The sequence below is a fragment of the Pantoea sp. AN62 genome, from assembly GCF_050432985.1.
Taxonomy (GTDB): Bacteria; Pseudomonadota; Gammaproteobacteria; order Enterobacterales; family Enterobacteriaceae; genus Pantoea; species Pantoea brenneri.
This window is the reverse complement of record NZ_JBNPYB010000006.1, coordinates 39,293-55,550: the sequence shown is the minus strand read 5'-3', so window position 1 is coordinate 55,550 and position 16,258 is coordinate 39,293. Positions and strand designations below refer to the sequence as shown.

Sequence of the window (16,258 nt, the reverse complement as noted above, 5' to 3'; positions counted from 1 at the left end):
GGCAAAACCTGAGCAGGAGGCGGCATGGCGAACAAACTTACCGAGAAACAAAAGGCCACATTGTGGCAACAGCGGCGCAGCGCCAGCTATCAGGCTAGCTGTCGGCTGGAAGGCTTCAGCCACAATGAACCCGCGGTAAAAGGCGACGAGGCGGCGGCACGTCTGGCTTCGCTGAGGAGGCAATATGGTCTCTAATATCGCGGTCAGCCAGGATCCCTACCTGTGGCACAACGACAACGTGCTGAAGAATCTGCTCGATATTCATGACGCGGCACAGCTGCGTAAAGCAGAGCTGAGCTTCAGTGCTGCCCGCCTGGCGACGCTGGAGTTAGGGCCGCGTAATGCCGGCTTGCCGTGGCTGCAGCTGATCCACCGTACGCTGTTCCAGGATGTTTACAGCTGGGCCGGTGAGTTGCGTACCATCGATATCTGGCGCGATGAGACGCCGTTCTGCCATTTCGAATATATCGAAAAAGAGGGGAATGCCCTGATGGCGGCGCTGGAAGAGGAAAATGGCCTCGCCGACCTGCCGCGTGACGCCTTTGTACAGCGTATTGCCCACTACTACTGCGAAATCAACGTGCTGCATCCTTTCCGTGAAGGAAATGGCCGCGCGCAACGCATCTTTTTCGAGCAGCTGGCGCTGCATGCCGGTTATCTGCTGGCGTGGGAGGCGATCGATGCCGAAAGCTGGCGAGTGGCGAATCAGGCAGGCGTTGCAGGCGACCTGCAGCTGCTGGAGCAGGTTTTTGCGAAAGTGGTGAGCGAGCCGGCGTAACCGCGTAGAATAGCGGCGCTGGTAACCACTCTGGATTAGTCATGCTGCTGCTGATCGACAACTACGACTCCTTTAGCTGGAATCTCTATCAATATTTCTGCGAGCTGGGCGCGCAGGTTCGGGTGGTGCGCAACGATGCCATCACCCTGCAGCAGATGGATGCGCTGCCGCTGACCCATCTGGTGATTTCCCCGGGACCCTGTACCCCCAACGAATCCGGCATTTCACTGGCGGCGATTCGCCATTTTGCCGGACGCCTGCCGGTGCTGGGCGTTTGCCTCGGACATCAGGCGATTGCGCAGGCCTGGGGCGGCGAGGTCGTGCGCGCCCGTCAGGTGATGCACGGTAAAACCTCGCTGATTCAGCACAGCAACAGCGGCGTGTTCCGCCAGTTGAATAATCCCCTCACCGTTACCCGTTACCATTCATTGATCGTAAAACGCGATACGCTGCCTGACGTCTTTGAGGTCACCGCCTGGAGCCTGCGTGACGGACAGCCCGACGAGATCATGGGCATCCGCCATAAAACCCTGGCACTGGAAGGGGTGCAATTCCATCCTGAAAGCATTCTCAGCGAGCAGGGACACCAGCTGCTGCGCAATTTCCTGTCGCAATAGTTTGCCTTTGAGTGATTTTTTATGCATATTTTGTGATTATTATTTCACAGCGGTACAACAATCATTCAAATGGGGTCACTAATGGCAGCCGAAAAAATTGCGGTCACACGGGAAACGTTCGATAACGTTATTTTGCCTGTTTATGCACCAGCGCAGTTCGTGCCGGTCAAAGGCAAGGGCAGCCGCGTCTGGGATCAGCAGGGCAAAGAATATATCGACTTTTCGGGCGGCATCGCCGTGACTGCGCTCGGCCATTGCCATCCTGCGCTGGTGGAAACGCTGAAAAGCCAGGGCGAAACGCTGTGGCATACCAGTAACGTCTTCACCAACGAACCGGCGCTGCGTCTCGCCAGCAAGTTAATCAATGCCACCTTTGCCGAGCGGGTGTTTTTCGCCAACTCCGGTGCAGAAGCGAATGAGGCGGCGTTCAAGCTGGCACGCTATTACGCCTGCAAACGTCACAGCCCGTTCAAAAGTAAGATCATCGCCTTCCACAATGCTTTCCACGGCCGGACGCTGTTTACCGTGACGGTCGGCGGACAGCCAAAATATTCCGATGGCTTTGGCCCTAAACCTGCCGATATCGTCCACGTGCCGTTCAACGATCTGGCTGCGGTTAAGGCGGTTATCGACGATCACACCTGCGCTATCGTGGTCGAACCGATTCAGGGTGAGGGCGGCGTGGTGCCCGCAACCGAAGAGTTTATGCACGGGCTGCGTGAACTGTGCGATCAATACCAGGCACTGCTGGTGCTGGATGAAGTGCAGAGCGGTATGGGACGCAGCGGCAAGCTGTTTGCTTATGAGCACTATGGCGTGCAGCCCGATATTCTGACCTCGGCCAAAGCGCTGGGTGGCGGTTTCCCGGTCAGCGCCATGCTGACTACCCATGAGATCGCCTCCACCATGGCCCCTGGCGTGCACGGCACCACCTACGGCGGCAATCCGCTGGCCTGCGCCATTGCCGAGACCGCGCTGGATATCATCAATACCCCGGCAGTGCTGGAAGGCGTTGGCGTCCGGCGTCAGCAGTTTGTCAGCGCGCTGCAGGCGATTGATGCGAAGTACGATCTGTTCAGTGATATTCGCGGCAAAGGCCTGCTGATTGGCGCGGCGCTGAAGCCTCAGCATGCCGGCAAGGCGCGCGATATCCTCAATGCGGCAGCCGCTGAAGGGGTAATGGTGCTGGTGGCCGGCACGGACGTGATGCGTTTTGCACCTTCGCTGATCATCGAACCCGCCGACATCGAAGAGGGTATGCGCCGCTTCGCCACCGCCGTCGGCAAGGTGATTACCGGCTGATTTAGTTTTTGCGTAACCGTCTGCTCAGCCAGCGGCCATGTTGCGGTCGCTGGCTCCACGCCAGAGATGAAATGGTGTGCATCACGCTCAGATGATCCAGAATGCGGCGTACATGCTGTTCCACCACCGTGACCGGCCCTTCATTAATGTTTTCCAGCTCATCCAGCAGGTTAACCTGCGAACTGGCACCATCATATTCCAGTCGCTGCTGACAACGTTGCAGCGCAATTTCGCAGGACTGCAGATAACGCTCAGCTAACGTGGCGGTCAGCATGGTGTGTTCACGCGCCAGAATCGTCATTGCATTGATGTGCTCAACAATAAACTGGCTGTGGGTGACCCACAGACGCATATCCTTGAGGTACTGAGCGTTAAAAGCCGGTTCCTGCATCGCCTGGTTCAGGGAGTTAAACAGCGCATTGTGAGCCTGATTGACCCGTACCCGCTGATACGCCAGTTTCTCCGGTGACTGTTCCGCCCCCAGCAGCAGCCGTAGCGCATCCTGATAGGTTTCCAGCGCGTCATGGGCGTTTTGCCGCAATAAGCCACTCTGCCACTGCGGCCACAGCCACAACATTCCGCCAAAGGCGATCAGGCACCCCATCAGCGTATCCATCAGGCGCGGCAGCAGGAACTGCGCCCCATTCAGCGACAGCAACTGCAGCGAGTAAACCGCCGTCACCGTAAAGCCGATCATCGACCAGCCGTAAAACTGGCGGGTAAACCGGTAGCTGATAAAGGTGATCACCAGCATGATCAGCAGCACCAGCGACTCCGGCACCGCCAGGCGTAAGGTAGCAGCCGCAATCACCAGGCCGGCAAAGGTGCCCAGCGCCCGGTGCTGGATGCGAACGCGGGTGGCGCTGTAGCCGTTCTGGCTGACGAACATAATGGTCATCAGAATCCAGTACGGTTTAGGGATGTTGAAAAACAGCGCCAGTGCGCTGCCCAGCATCAGCATCACCGCAAAGCGCCCGGCAGTGCGCAGTGCCGACGAACGCCAGGACAGATAGCTGCGCAGCGCCGGCAGAAGCGGCAGACGGCGCTGACGATCGGCCATCAGGTCACGTTGATAGAGCGGTTTTTGGGTGCGCAGCACCCGCGCAATCCGATTGAAGTGGTAGAGACAGAAATTTCCCACCGGATTGTCAGGATGCTGGCGGGCGATTTTTTCCAGCGCGCTGAGCTGCTTCTCCATGCCAAAACGATCCGGCAACTGGTGATAGAGAATGTTATCCGCCAGCACCCGTAAGCGGGCCGAAATAGTCTGGGCGTTCCAGCGGATCACCGCTTCGGCATGGCTCTGCTCCACCAGTTTCTGCACCTCTTCCGGCTGATGCAGGCTGACCGAGATGTGCTCCTGCAGGTCCAGCGCCACCTGAAAGGCGCGGGTCAGCCGCTTATGGCTATGATCCCGGCTGGCGGAAAGCATGTGCATCTGCTGGTAACAGGTGGTGATCATATCGACCACTTTTTGCTGACGCGCCAGCAGCGGCGGCAGAGCCTTTTCCGGATCGGTCAGCTGAGTCAGCAGGGTATATTTGGCGTCGCAATAGTTGGCCAGCTCACGGTAGATCAGGCTCAGGCTTTCACGCATCGGCTGCTCTTTCCACAGCCAGAACCAGAACCAGTTAAACAGCCCATACCATAGCGTGCCGCCGATATAGAGCAGCGGCGGCACATAGATCGGCATACGGCCAATCAGGCTCAGCGTGAAGATGGCGGCGATCAGGGTGCCGGGCAGCAGACGGCCGTGCAGCGGGCTGATTTCGCCGGTGACCCCCAGCAGCAACGGCAAGGCGAACAGAATCAGCGGCAGCGGAATGGCGTGCTGCGTCAGCCACTGAATCAGAAAGCTGCCGAGCGCAAACAGGCTGCCGCCGACAATCAGGCGTTTGAAGAAGCGTTTATGCGGGGTATCCAGACCGGCGATATTGCAACAGGCGGGAACTAACGAGAACAGCAGACCTTTTTGCAGGTCGCCAGCCAGCCAGCCCAGCGCCACTGGCAGACAGAGCACCAGGGTTTGCCGCAAGGCGTAGTTGACTTCAGGATGGTAAATAATTCGACGCCACATCGGCCCAACACAAACAATAACGGCGCGATGTTGCCATCACGCCGTGGGTGACAGGAATTAGCGGGTGCCGTAAACGACGATGGTTTTGCCGTGTGCAGAGATCAGGTTCTGATCTTCCAGCATCTTCAAAATACGGCCCACGGTTTCACGTGAACAACCAACGATTTGGCCAATTTCCTGACGAGTAATTTTAATTTGCATGCCGTCGGGATGCGTCATGGCGTCTGGCTGCTTCGCCAGGTTAAGCAGGGTCTGAGCAATGCGTCCGGTCACGTCGAGGAAAGCGAGGTTACCCACTTTTTCTGACGTAACCTGCAGGCGACGCGCCATCTGCGACGACAGTCGCATCAGGATATCCGGGTTAACCTGGATCAGCTGACGGAATTTCTTGTAAGAAATCTCCGCCACTTCGCACGCGGTTTTGGCACGTACCCAGGCGCTGCGCTCCTGACCTTCTTCGAACAGGCCAAGCTCGCCAATGAAATCGCCCTGATTCAGGTAAGAAAGAATCATCTCTTTGCCTTCTTCATCTTTGATCAGAACCGCAACGGAACCTTTCACGATGTAGTAAAGCGTTTCAGCTTTTTCACCTTGGTGAATCAGCGTACTTTTGGATGGATACTTGTGAATATGGCAATGGGACAGGAACCATTCGAGTGTAGGGTCTGTTTGCGGTTTGCCGAGAACCATTCGCTATTATCCTCTGTTGTAATCGTGCCCAAAATACAGGGGGCAGTTTCCCTGTCAGGCGATGAAAGCTTCAAGCGTTTCCCTTACAGGAAATTATTCGGGCTGCATTCGGCGCAGTGCGCATCATTCTTCCCGGCTTCGCCATCGGGTGACGAAAAATATTTTCAGCACTGTTTGTAGCACAGCTTTTGCCGACTGTCTTCTGTTGTCTCGCTTCAGCTAACGGCGGATTTCTCTGGATTGCTGTTTACCAGGCGAAAGCGTACTCTGACGGCAAAACCGCATATTCTGGAGCGAAAATCATGCAGGCAAGAGTGAAATGGGTAGAAGGGCTGACATTCCTCGGTGAGTCGTCATCCGGACATCAGGTATTAATGGATGGCAATTCGGGTGATAAAGCGCCCAGCCCAATGGAGATGGTGCTGATGGCGGCGGGCGGATGCAGCGCCATCGACGTCGTTTCAATTCTGCAAAAAGGTCGCAACGATGTGGCTGATTGTGAAGTAAAACTGACCTCAGAACGTCGTGAAGAGGCGCCGCGAATCTTTACGCACATCAACCTGCACTTTATCGTGAGCGGCAAAGCGCTACAGGATAAGGCGGTCTCACGCGCGGTGGATCTTTCTGCTGAAAAATATTGCTCGGTCGCCATCATGCTGGGTAAAGGGGTTACCATCACCCACAGCTATGAAGTGATCGAACTGTAGTAGCCGCAAGGGTCATTGCAGACCTGCTAACTTCACTTCCAGTATCTGATGCAGGTTGCTTTAAGACTGTGCCTGGGCAGGGAATCCGTTTTGATACTGTGCCTGCGCAGGGAACCGGGTCAGATCGGAAAGTCGCTTAAGCCAATCCCTGGCCGCTCGGCCCGCGCGATTACGCACCTCATCCCTGAGGCGCGCCCGTAGCCGGGCCAACGCTTTGCGTTGTTCAAAAACGCTCCCGGCGTTTATATCCGGGCGGCGGGACGCTTTCCTCTTCTGACCCGGTTCCCAGCGTGTTGAACTTATCTATTGCTGCCAGATTCTTTCTGCCCAGGGTTTGTCTGTAGCGACCTTCCTGAAACCGGATGCGGTTGTCGAACGTGAAGCGAAGGGAGCATATGCCTGTAGCAAAGCATCGCGGGCCAGGGATGGCCCGTGCTGAGCCTGCCAGGGATAGCGGTTTTGCGTCTTTGCGAAAGGTGTATGCTCCCTGAAGCCTGCCCAGGGGTAAGTCTTTAGCCGCAGGAAAGCCAGTTTTACTCTCTTTGTTAAAGACATCTGCTCTCAGAGCGGTTTTTGCTGGCCTCTTATTCTATCCGCTTGCCTTCCACCAGCCGCTTCACCAGCGGACCCATGATCAGCTCCATCGCCAGCCCCATTTTTCCGCCCGGTACCACCAGCGTATTGATATGCGAGATGAACGATCCCTGCAGCATCGCCAGCAGATAAGGGAAGTCGATATCGTCCAGCGCCTGGAAATGGATCACCACGAAGCTCTCATCCAGTGACGGAATAGCGCGGGCGGCAAACGGATTTGAGGTATCGACCGTCGGCACTCGCTGGAAGTTAAGATGGGTGCGCGAGAACTGCGGCGTAATGAAGTTGATGTAATCCTCCATTGAGCGCACCACCGAATCCATTACCGCTTCACGCGAATGGCCGCGTTCGCTGGTGTCACGCACCAGCTTCTGAATCCACTCGAGGTTAACAATTGGCACCACGCCCACCAGCAGGTCGACATGCTCCGCTACGTTATGCTGGGCGGTCACCACGCCACCGTGCAGTCCTTCGTAAAACAAAATATCGGTGTTTTGCGGCAGCGGCTGCCACGGCGTAAAGGTGCCCGGCACCTGATTCCACGGTACCGCTTCGTCATAGGTGTGCAGGTATTTACGCGACTGGCCCTGGCCGTTGAGCCCATACTGCCTGAAGCTCTGCTCCAGCAGGCCAAAGTCATTGGCTTCCGGACCGAAATAGCTGACATGACGGCCCAAATCGCGCGCCTTGCGGATTGCCATATCCATTTCAGGCCGGGTGAAACGGTGGAAACTGTCGCCTTCCAGTTCGGCAGCGTGAAGATCGAGCTGCTGAAAGATTTTACGGAACGCGAGACTGGTAGTGGTGGTCCCCGCGCCGCTGGAACCGGTGACGGCGATTATCGGATGGCGTGCTGACATAAAAAAGCTCCCTGTGAAGTCGGGCCATGCGCATTGTTAGCATGAATTGCCGCCGGCTGCATCAGCCGCGAAATTCTTTGCGCGGCATAATATTGACCGATTCATGCAGTTCCGACCACACCAGCACCACTTCGCCGGTTTCCAGCTGACGGCGCACGTCAGCCACTTTTTCGCTCAGGCTGCGTTCCTGCTCGCCGTAGTCGGTGCCTTCACGCAGTACGAAAGTTTCAATCAGGTTTTCAAGCGTCTCAGGTGAGACCTGTTGCCAGGGAATAATCACAACGTTAGGTATCCAGAAAAGGGGCAATCCACTGGGGTATGCGCTGTTCAAGCCACATTTCGGGCTGGCGCAACGTCCCGCCGACAAAGCCAACGTGACCGCCGTGCGGCGTCAGTTGATAAGTAATAGTGGCAGATAATTGGCTGCTGTGCGGGATCACCTCATCACTCATGAACGGGTCATCTTTGGCATGAATGATCAGCAGCGGCTTATCGACCTGTTTCAGCCAGGGCAGGGCGCTGGCGCGCTGATAATAGTCAGCCGCATCGCTGAAACCGTGGGCGCGGGCGGTGATCGCGTCATCGAAGTCGCGTAGCCGGCGTAGCGCTTTAAGCTGCGTCAGATTCACCGGCAACGTTTCCGGCCAGGCGTACAGTTTGCGCCGGGCGTTCTTCTTCAGCTGCGCCAGTAAATAGTATTGGTAAAAGCGCGAGAAGCCGCGCTCCAGTTTGACGCTGCACGGCTCCAGCAGCAGCGGCGCGGAGACGATGACGCCCGCGTCAACCGGCGCATCGGATCCCTGCTGACCCAGCAGGCAGCCCAGCATGTTACCGCCGAGCGAAAAACCCACCGCCACGGTCGGTACCCGACCCCAGCGGGTTTGCAGCCAGTGCAGAAAATAGCGTGCATCTTCGGTTTCACCGGAATGATAGATACGGTTCAGCCGGTTAGGTTCGCCGCTGCATCCGCGGAAGTGCATCACCACCGCCAGCCAGCCGCGTGCGCGGCAAATTCCCATCAGCCCGTGGATATAGGGGCTGTGGAAACTGCCTTCCAGTCCGTGAAACAGCACCACCCGGGGTTTGTGCTGTGCCAGATGCGGATCTTCACTCCAGGCGAGATCGACAAAATCGCCATCGGGCAGATCGAGACGCTGCCAGTGAGGATCGAGCTTGATCTGCCGCCGTAGCAGGCGTGGCAGTACCGTTTGCAGATGCGCATTGCGCATGCCGGCTAACGGCGTAAATTGATCCGTGTCGGGTGCGATTAATTTCATCGGGTAAAAGCTTGTCTGTTACATATCGCGCTGTTAGCTTCGATAGGTTTTTTGCTTGCTGGGGGTGAGGAGCACCCGATTGCTATGGAACTGAGTCTTTTCTTGTCGATGTTAGGATTCCTTTGGGTCGCCGCGATCACGCCAGGCCCTAATAATATGTTACTTACTGCGGGCGGCGCCAATTTTGGCTTCCTGCGGACCATTCCTCTGATGATTGGCATCATGATCGGCATGCAGGTCATGCTGCTGATGGTGGCGTTTGGCGTCGGCGGACTGATCCTGCTCTATCCCTCACTGCATCTGGTGCTGAAAATCGCCGGTAGCCTCTACCTGCTGTGGCTGGCATGGAAAATTGCCACCGCCAGCTACGAAAAACTGGAAACCGATCAGGTGCCGGAGTCGCCCATGCCGTTCTGGCAGGGCGGATTACTGCAGCTGATCAATCCCAAAGCCTGGCTGATGGCGCTGGGCGCGGTCGCCAGCTTTAGCCTGGCTGGCGATGCCTATCGTCAATCGGTGATGGCGATCAGTCTCGGCATGTTTATCGTCAATCTGGTGTCCGGCCTGATCTGGATGGGATTCGGCGCAATGATTGGCCGCATTTTACGCAGCCGCCGCGCCTGGAAAATCTTTAATCTCGCCATGGGATTGCTGACGGCAGCCTGCGTGCTGTTGATCTGGCACTGAGTTAACTGGAGGCGCGTTCAACGCGCTTCCAGGGCAGGACTTCACGGATTACCGGCGCGTGCGGCTGACGGATTTTCTGCAACAACAGCTGCACGCTTCGCGCCCCGAGCTGATACATCGGTTGTTCGATGGTGGTCAGCGGCGGGTTAAGGCTGCCGGTAAATGGAATGCCGTCAAAACCCACTACCGCCAGATCTTCCGGCACGCGCAGCCCCGCTTGCAGCGCGGCATGAATCACCCCCACAGCCAGCACATCCGACACGGCAAAAATCGCATCCGGCGGTTGCGGCATCGCCAGTAATTGTTGTAGTGCCTGGCTGCCCGCTTCCGTGGAGATATCGCTGGCGTAGGCGACCCCTGACCACTGCAGTCCCAGCGCGTTTATCGCCTGCTGGTAGCCCTGTTCACGATGGTGCGAATAGAGGTAGCGCATATCCCCGTTAACCAGCCCGATGCGTTTGCGGCCTTTGCCGGCAAGGTAGTGGACGGTATCGCGTGCCGCGTCGAGATGATCGATGGTGACGGAAGAGGCCGGGATAGCCGGATCGAACTCCGAGCACTGGACCCACGGCGCGCCTGCAATGATGTGCTGCAAATCCTGCAGTCCCGACGCCGCATCCATGGTGATCACGCCATCCACTACTTTGCCGGTCAGCAGCGTGAGATAGGCGGCTTCACGCTGTAACTGCGAGGCGGAGTGGCAGAGCAGGATGTGATAACCGTGCAGCTCGGCTTCCGCCTCAATCCCCTGTACCACCCGCGAGCAGAAGGGATTGGTGATGTCCGAAATCAACACCAGCAGCATGTGGCTTTGCGCCGTGCGCAGTTGTCGGGCTAATAAGTTGGGCTGGTAGTCACAGGCGGCGATAGCCGACAGCACTTTCTCACGCGTATCGGGTTTGACGCCGGATGGGCGTTGAGAACCCGCGACACCGTGGCTTTAGAGACGCCAGCCAGCTGAGCGACTTTCTCAATCGACATCGAACACAAAGACCTTTTACAAGCAAGAAACGGGAACGCATATCAATAGCACAGGCCGAATGTGAGCGCCTGACATTTTTTTATGCTGGCGCTGTTTTCAGCATTTGCGATTTTTAGCTTAGTTTTGCAGATAGTGATCTAAGAACTTATTTCTATTAGGGATAATTTTTAATTCCTTGGTGAAATTATTGCCGCCAGAGACACTGCTTCCATCATAAAAAGGGTGGGGTAGCAATCATGGCAGTTACAGCACGTTTAACGTTTTTAGCCGCAGCGCTGGCGCTGCTGGCCTTCCGGGCGGACGCGGTCAATGTCACCGTGGCGTATCAGACTTCTGCCGAACCGGCCAAGGTGGCGCAGGCGGACAACAGTTTCGCCAAAGAGAGTGGTGCCAGCGTTGACTGGCGTAAGTTTGACAGCGGTGCCGGTGTGCTGCGCGCGCTGGCGTCGGGCGACGTACAAATCGGCAATATCGGCTCCAGTCCGTTAGCGGTCGCTGCGGCGCAGAAGCTGCCCATCGAAGCCTTTTTGCTGGCTTCTCAGCTCGGTAACTCTGAAGCCTTAGTGGTGAAGAAGAACATCACAACACCGCAGGATCTGATCGGTAAACGCATCGCCGTGCCGTTCATCTCTACGACCCATTACAGCCTGCTGGCGGCGCTGAAACACTGGGGCATCAAGCCGTCACAGGTGCAGCTGGTCAATCTGCAGCCGCCCGCGATTATCGCTGCCTGGCAGCGTGGCGACATTGATGGTGCCTACGTCTGGGCACCTGCAGTCAATGAGCTGGAGAAAAACGGCAAGGTGTTAACCGACTCTGCGCAGGTGGGAAGCTGGGGATCGCCCACTCTCGACGTCTGGGTGGTGCGCAAAGACTTCGCCCGGCAGCATCCGGAGATCGTCACCGCCTTTGCCCGCAGCGCGCTGGCCGCGCAGCAATCCTATCTCGACAATCCTGATAGCTGGCTGAAGCAGCCTGATAATCTCAGCAAGCTGTCACGGCTGAGCGGCGTACCGGAAGCGCAGGTGCCCGGCCTGGTAAAAGGCAACACCTACCTGACGGCGCAACAGCAGATTGAACAGCTGGGCAAGCCGGTGAACAAGGCGATTGTCGACACGGCCCAGTTTCTGAAAGCGCAGGGCAGAGTGCCGCAGGCGGATAACGATTACAGCAGTTACGTGACCTCCCGCTTTGTCGCGCCGTTAGCCAAACCTTAAGGAGTCCTCATGCTACGCATCGCTCATCTGAATGCGCGTTATGCCGGGCAACCGGTGTTGCAGGATATTAATCTGCAGATCGATCGCCGTGAACTGCTGGTGGTGCTGGGGCCGTCAGGCTGCGGTAAGACCACGCTGCTCAACCTGGTAGCCGGTTTTTTGCCGGTGGAATCGGGCAGCATCACGCTGGATAACCAGCCGGTCACCGGACCGGGGGCTGACCGCGGAGTGGTGTTTCAGCATGAAGGCTTACTGCCGTGGCGCAACGTGCTGGATAACGTCGCCTTCGGTTTGCAACTGGCTGGCATGGCGCGTCAGGAGCGTGAAGCCATTGCGCGCCGGCTGATCAGGCAGGTCGGCCTGGAAGGCGCGGAAAAGCGGGCAATCTGGCAGTTATCAGGCGGTCAGCGGCAGCGGGTTGGCATTGCGCGCGCGCTGGCGACCGATCCGCGCCTGCTGCTGCTGGATGAGCCGTTTGGCGCGCTTGATGCCTTTACCCGCGAACAGATGCAGACCTTGTTGCTGACGCTGTGGCGCGACAGCGGCAAACAGATCCTGCTGATTACCCACGATATTGAAGAGGCGATTTTTCTCGCCAGCGAACTGATCCTGCTGTCGCCGGGACCCGGACGCATTGTCGAGCGGCTGCGGCCCGATTTTGGTCAGCGCTTTGCCGATGGGGAGCCGTGCCGCAGCATCAAATCCGATCCGCAGTTTATTGCTCAGCGCGAATATGTGCTGAGCCGGGTGTTTGAGCAACGGGAGGCGTTCGCATGAGTGCGTTAATCAACGACAAAACCTTGCCGGTGCGACGCCGACTGCGCTGGCCTTTTTCTACCCGCTTTTCATTAAGCGTACTGAGCGTATTACTGCTGTTACTGGTGTGGTGGGGCGTGACCGCGCTGGGGTTAATCGCGCCGCTGTTTTTACTGCCGCCGCAGCAGGTATTCAGCAAACTGCTGCTGATTGCCAGCCCACAAGGGTTTATGGACGCCACGCTGTGGCAGCATCTGACAGCCAGCCTGACCCGCATGTTGATCGCGCTGTTTGCCGCCGCCGCTATCGGAATTCCGGTCGGGATTCTGATGGGCCTGAGCCCGGTGGCGCGTGGATTGCTTGACCCGCTGATCGAACTTTATCGTCCAATCCCACCGCTGGCCTACCTGCCTTTGATGGTGATCTGGTTCGGCATTGGTGAGACCTCGAAAATCCTGCTGATTTATCTGGCCATTTTTGCGCCGGTCACCCTCTCTACCTTAGCCGGGGTGCGTAATGCGCAACAGGTACGCATCCGGGCGGCACAGTCGCTGGGCGCTTCCCGCTGGCAGCTGCTGCGCTGGGTCATTCTGCCTGGCGCGCTGCCCGAAATTCTGACCGGACTGCGCATCGGTCTGGGGGTCGGTTGGTCAACGCTGGTGGCGGCTGAACTGATCGCCGCCACCCGGGGGCTCGGTTTTATGGTGCAGTCCGCCGGGGAGTTTCTTGCCACCGATGTGGTGCTGGCGGGCATCGCGGTCATCGCCTTAATTGCGTTTAGTTTAGAACTCGGCTTACGGGCCCTGCAGCGCCGTCTGACGCCGTGGAATGGAGAACAATCATGAATGAACGTCTGAATTTTCAACCGCTTGGTCCGTATATTGGCGCCCAGGTTTCCAACCTTGATGTTTCACGGCCGCTCAGTGATGCGCAGTTTGAACAGCTCTACCATGGCCTGCTGCGTCATCAGGTACTGTTTCTGCGTGACCAGGTGATTACGCCGGAGCAGCACCGGGCGCTGGCGATCCGCTTCGGCGATCTGCATATTCACCCGGTCTATCCGCACGCCGACGGGGTTGAAGAGATCATCGTGCTGGACACGCATCAGGACAATCCACCGGATAACGATAACTGGCATACCGACGTGACGTTTATCGAAACGCCACCGGCGATTGCGTTGCTGGCGTCAAAAGTTCTGCCGGAGGCGGGAGGGGACACGCTCTGGACCAGCGGCATTGCTGCTTATGAGGCGCTCTCGGCACCGTTTAAAGCCCTGCTGGCCGGCCTGACCGCCGAGCACGATTTCAAAAAGTCTTTCCAGGAATATAAGTACCGCAAAACGGAAGAGGAGCATCAGCGCTGGCAGCAGGCGGTGGCGAAGCATCCGCCGGTGCAGCATCCGGTAATCCGTACACATCCGGTCAGCGGCAAAAAAGCGCTGTTTGTGAACGAAGGCTTTACCACGCGGATTGTTGATCTGAGCGAGAAAGAGAGTGAGACGCTGCTGAGCTTCCTGTTCAGCCACGTCACTAAGCCGGAATTCCAGGTGCGCTGGCGCTGGCAGCCGAACGATTTGGCTATCTGGGATAACCGGGTTACCCAGCATTATGCTAATGCCGATTACTATCCGGCGCGGCGGATAATGCAGCGGGCAACGGTGCTGGGGGATAAGCCGTTTTAAGACGCAGAGTCAGCGGCGCTCTCCCCCGGTTAAAGGGAGAACGCCAGCCGTTTAACTGGCCATCATCTGCTCTAATTTTTCCTGCGCGTCCAGCCAGGCCATCTCGACCTCTTCCAGCGCCGACTTACTCTCGGCCTGACGCTGCAGGGCGGCCGTCAGATCCGCCTTACGGCTTTGCTCATAAATCGTGCTGTCGGCCAGCTGGTTTTCCGCTTCGGCCAGCTGGCTTTGCCAGCGGGTCATCTGCTTTTCCAGCTTCTCAATCTCTTTGCGTAGCGGTTGCGTTTGCGCGCGTAGCTCTGCGTCCCGGCGCTTCTGATCTTTACGGGCCTGGGCGCTGTTGCCGTTATCCAGCTTCGGCGGCGCATCCTGTTGCGCCTGCTGTTTCTGCAGATCGCTCAGCCACTGCTGATAATCTTCGAGGTCGCCCTCAAACACGTCCACTTTGCCGTCATGCACCAGATAGAGATCGTCGGTGGTAGCGCGCAGCAGGTGGCGATCGTGCGATACCACCACCAGCGCGCCTTCGAAATCGATCAACGCTTCGGTCAGCGCCTGTCGCATATCCAGATCGAGGTGGTTAGTCGGTTCATCAAGCAGCAGCAGGTTAGGACGCTGCCAGACGATCAATGCCAGCACCAGTCGCGCCTTCTCCCCGCCCGAGAAGCGTTCGGTGATTTCGCTGACTTTGTCACCCTGAAAACCAAATCCGCCAAGGTAGTCACGCAGCTGCTGCTCCAGCACGTTTGGTGCGATGCGCGCCAGATGCTGCACCGGCGACTCATCAGCCCGTAAATACTCCAGCTGATGCTGTGCGAAGTAGCCCAGCTTGATCCCTTTTGCCAGACCAATCTTGCCTTCCATCGCCTCAAGCTCGCCAGCCAGCAGCTTGATCAGGGTCGATTTACCGGCGCCGTTACGGCCGAGCAAACCGATGCGTGAGCCGGGCACCAGGTTGAGTTTGATCGCGTCGAGGATAATACGATCGCCATAACCCGCCGTGACTTTTTCCATCTTCAGCAACGGATTCGGCAGGTTTTCTGGCGCGCGGAAGCTGAAGCTGAACGGGTTATCGACGTGGGCAGGCGCAATCATCTCCATGCGTTCCAGCATTTTGATGCGGCTCTGTGCCTGCTTGGCTTTGGAGGCTTTAGCACGGAAGCGGTCGATATAACTCTGTAGGTGCGCCACTTTCTCCTGCTGGCTCTCATACAGTGACTGCTGCTGTGCCAGTTTGGCGACGCGCTGCCGCTCAAACGAGGTGTAGTTGCCGGTATATTCGTACATCGCCTGCTGTTCGATGTGCACAATCTTGTCGACCACCGGATCGAGGAAGTCGCGGTCATGGGAGATCAGGATTAGCGTGCCTTCGTAGCTTTTCAGCCAGCGCTCCAGCCAGATCACCGCATCGAGATCGAGGTGGTTGGTTGGTTCATCAAGCAGCAGCAGATCGGAACGGCAGATCAGCGCCTGCGCCAGGTTAAGACGCATGCGCCAGCCGCCGGAAAAGTCGCTGACCGGCCGTTGCAACTGCTCCTGACTGAAGCCCAGGCCGTGCAGCAGGCTGGCGGCGCGCGCATGGATGCTCCATGCCTGTACCGCATCGAGCTTGCCGTGCAGCAGGGCAATGGCATTGCCGTCGTCGCGCTGGTTGGCGTCTGCCAGTTCCGCCTCAAGCTGGCGATACTCACGGTCACCGTCAATCACGTACTCCAGGGCCGGTTTACCCAGCGCCGGCGTCTCCTGATTGACCCAGGCCAGCGCCCAGTTGGACGGAAACGTGACGGAGCCGGCGTCGCTGGTGATCTCACCTTTTAACAGCGACAGCAGCGTGGATTTACCACAGCCGTTTTTACCCACCAGACCGACCTTCTGGCCAGGATTGATGGTGGCGGTGGCGTTATCGAGCAGAACGCGGATGCCGCGGCGAATTTGTAAGGAAGAGAAGACAATCATGTAAGCGCCGTATCGTCAGAATATGTTAATTTACAGGCAACATAATGAGATTTTGCTGCGTCGTGCATGGTAGCGGA

At 57.5% G+C, this 16,258-nt stretch carries 16 protein-coding genes and 1 pseudogene; 10 read left to right on the top strand and 7 right to left on the bottom strand.

Annotated features, from left to right (window positions below):
* Positions 1-24: 24 nt before the first annotated feature.
* From FHW04_RS08775 to argD, 4 genes are all read left to right on the top strand, one after another.
* Positions 25-195, top strand: coding sequence for a YhfG family protein (locus tag FHW04_RS08775; protein ID WP_089562387.1), 171 nt, complete (start codon positions 25-27; stop codon positions 193-195).
* Positions 185-778: a putative adenosine monophosphate-protein transferase Fic gene (locus tag FHW04_RS08770; protein WP_031376800.1), complete on the top strand. Its 594-nt coding sequence runs from the start codon at positions 185-187 to the stop codon at positions 776-778. The genes FHW04_RS08775 and FHW04_RS08770 overlap by 11 nt, the downstream gene beginning before the upstream one ends.
* Before the next feature lie 41 nt (positions 779-819).
* On the top strand, positions 820-1,395 hold the full coding sequence (locus FHW04_RS08765) for an aminodeoxychorismate/anthranilate synthase component II (RefSeq protein ID WP_031376801.1): 576 nt from the start codon (positions 820-822) through the stop codon (positions 1,393-1,395).
* Between the two features lie 81 nt (positions 1,396-1,476).
* Positions 1,477-2,697 carry a bifunctional acetylornithine/succinyldiaminopimelate transaminase gene (gene argD, locus FHW04_RS08760; protein WP_069729408.1) on the top strand — a complete coding sequence of 407 codons (1,221 nt, stop codon included), beginning with the start codon at positions 1,477-1,479 and terminating at the stop codon, positions 2,695-2,697.
* Position 2,698: 1 nt separating this feature from the next.
* Here argD and FHW04_RS08755 read toward each other — a convergent pair whose 3' ends face one another.
* Positions 2,699-4,774, bottom strand: a complete 2,076-nt coding sequence (locus tag FHW04_RS08755; protein WP_069729407.1) for a YccS/YhfK family putative transporter — start codon at positions 4,772-4,774, stop codon at positions 2,699-2,701.
* Positions 4,775-4,831: 57 nt separating this feature from the next.
* Positions 4,832-5,464, bottom strand: coding sequence for a cAMP-activated global transcriptional regulator CRP (gene crp, locus FHW04_RS08750; protein ID WP_000242758.1), 633 nt, complete (start codon positions 5,462-5,464; stop codon positions 4,832-4,834).
* Positions 5,465-5,766: 302 nt separating this feature from the next.
* Here crp and FHW04_RS08745 point away from each other — a divergent pair, with 302 nt between their 5' ends.
* Positions 5,767-6,171: an OsmC family protein gene (locus tag FHW04_RS08745; protein ID WP_031376804.1), complete on the top strand. Its 405-nt coding sequence runs from the start codon at positions 5,767-5,769 to the stop codon at positions 6,169-6,171.
* Positions 6,172-6,755: 584 nt separating this feature from the next.
* Here FHW04_RS08745 and FHW04_RS08740 read toward each other — a convergent pair.
* The 3 genes from FHW04_RS08740 to FHW04_RS08730 form a co-directional block, all read right to left on the bottom strand.
* Positions 6,756-7,625, bottom strand: a complete 870-nt coding sequence (locus FHW04_RS08740) for a phosphoribulokinase (protein WP_031376805.1) — start codon at positions 7,623-7,625, stop codon at positions 6,756-6,758.
* Between the two features lie 61 nt (positions 7,626-7,686).
* The gene (locus FHW04_RS08735; protein ID WP_031376806.1) at positions 7,687-7,905 is read right to left on the bottom strand and encodes a YheU family protein; all 219 of its coding nucleotides are present in this window, start codon (positions 7,903-7,905) and stop codon (positions 7,687-7,689) included.
* Positions 7,906-7,909: 4 nt separating this feature from the next.
* Positions 7,910-8,902, bottom strand: a complete 993-nt coding sequence (locus tag FHW04_RS08730; RefSeq protein ID WP_089562386.1) for a hydrolase — start codon at positions 8,900-8,902, stop codon at positions 7,910-7,912.
* Between the two features lie 84 nt (positions 8,903-8,986).
* Here FHW04_RS08730 and FHW04_RS08725 point away from each other — a divergent pair, with 84 nt between their 5' ends.
* Positions 8,987-9,589, top strand: a complete 603-nt coding sequence (locus FHW04_RS08725) for a LysE family translocator (protein ID WP_031376808.1) — start codon at positions 8,987-8,989, stop codon at positions 9,587-9,589.
* Position 9,590: 1 nt separating this feature from the next.
* Here FHW04_RS08725 and FHW04_RS08720 read toward each other — a convergent pair.
* A pseudogene (locus FHW04_RS08720) lies at positions 9,591-10,570 on the bottom strand (LacI family DNA-binding transcriptional regulator).
* A gap of 237 nt (positions 10,571-10,807) precedes the next feature.
* Here FHW04_RS08720 and tauA point away from each other — a divergent pair.
* Genes tauA through tauD form a run of 4 tightly spaced genes read left to right on the top strand, consistent with a single transcriptional unit; the run spans position 10,808 to position 14,225 of the window.
* Complete coding sequence (gene tauA, locus FHW04_RS08715) at positions 10,808-11,788, top strand: taurine ABC transporter substrate-binding protein (protein ID WP_089562385.1); 981 nt, start codon at positions 10,808-10,810, stop codon at positions 11,786-11,788.
* 9 nt (positions 11,789-11,797) lie between these two features.
* A complete protein-coding gene (gene tauB, locus FHW04_RS08710; protein WP_031376811.1) occupies positions 11,798-12,565 on the top strand; it encodes a taurine ABC transporter ATP-binding subunit in 768 nt (255 codons plus the stop codon).
* Positions 12,562-13,389 carry a taurine ABC transporter permease TauC gene (tauC, locus tag FHW04_RS08705; protein WP_089562384.1) on the top strand — a complete coding sequence of 276 codons (828 nt, stop codon included), beginning with the start codon at positions 12,562-12,564 and terminating at the stop codon, positions 13,387-13,389. The genes tauB and tauC overlap by 4 nt, the downstream gene beginning before the upstream one ends.
* Entirely contained in the window at positions 13,386-14,225 is an 840-nt protein-coding gene (gene tauD / locus FHW04_RS08700; RefSeq protein WP_031376813.1) for a taurine dioxygenase, read from the top strand. Before tauC ends, tauD begins: the two co-directional genes overlap by 4 nt.
* A gap of 51 nt (positions 14,226-14,276) precedes the next feature.
* Here tauD and FHW04_RS08695 read toward each other — a convergent pair whose 3' ends face one another.
* Positions 14,277-16,181 (bottom strand): ABC transporter ATP-binding protein, encoded by a 1,905-nt coding sequence (locus FHW04_RS08695; RefSeq protein WP_089562383.1) that lies wholly within the window; start codon positions 16,179-16,181, stop codon positions 14,277-14,279.
* Positions 16,182-16,258 lie beyond the last annotated feature (77 nt).

Coding starts and splice junctions, on each gene's coding strand:
- FHW04_RS08775 (WP_089562387.1), top strand. CDS start 25: ATGGCGAACAAACTTACCGAGAAACAAAAGGCCACATTGTGGCAACAG.
- FHW04_RS08770 (WP_031376800.1), top strand. CDS start 185: ATGGTCTCTAATATCGCGGTCAGCCAGGATCCCTACCTGTGGCACAAC.
- FHW04_RS08765 (WP_031376801.1), top strand. CDS start 820: ATGCTGCTGCTGATCGACAACTACGACTCCTTTAGCTGGAATCTCTAT.
- argD (WP_069729408.1), top strand. CDS start 1,477: ATGGCAGCCGAAAAAATTGCGGTCACACGGGAAACGTTCGATAACGTT.
- FHW04_RS08755 (WP_069729407.1), bottom strand. CDS start 4,774: ATGTGGCGTCGAATTATTTACCATCCTGAAGTCAACTACGCCTTGCGG.
- crp (WP_000242758.1), bottom strand. CDS start 5,464: ATGGTTCTCGGCAAACCGCAAACAGACCCTACACTCGAATGGTTCCTG.
- FHW04_RS08745 (WP_031376804.1), top strand. CDS start 5,767: ATGCAGGCAAGAGTGAAATGGGTAGAAGGGCTGACATTCCTCGGTGAG.
- FHW04_RS08740 (WP_031376805.1), bottom strand. CDS start 7,625: ATGTCAGCACGCCATCCGATAATCGCCGTCACCGGTTCCAGCGGCGCG.
- FHW04_RS08730 (WP_089562386.1), bottom strand. CDS start 8,902: ATGAAATTAATCGCACCCGACACGGATCAATTTACGCCGTTAGCCGGC.
- FHW04_RS08725 (WP_031376808.1), top strand. CDS start 8,987: ATGGAACTGAGTCTTTTCTTGTCGATGTTAGGATTCCTTTGGGTCGCC.
- tauA (WP_089562385.1), top strand. CDS start 10,808: ATGGCAGTTACAGCACGTTTAACGTTTTTAGCCGCAGCGCTGGCGCTG.
- tauB (WP_031376811.1), top strand. CDS start 11,798: ATGCTACGCATCGCTCATCTGAATGCGCGTTATGCCGGGCAACCGGTG.
- tauC (WP_089562384.1), top strand. CDS start 12,562: ATGAGTGCGTTAATCAACGACAAAACCTTGCCGGTGCGACGCCGACTG.
- tauD (WP_031376813.1), top strand. CDS start 13,386: ATGAATGAACGTCTGAATTTTCAACCGCTTGGTCCGTATATTGGCGCC.
- FHW04_RS08695 (WP_089562383.1), bottom strand. CDS start 16,181: ATGATTGTCTTCTCTTCCTTACAAATTCGCCGCGGCATCCGCGTTCTG.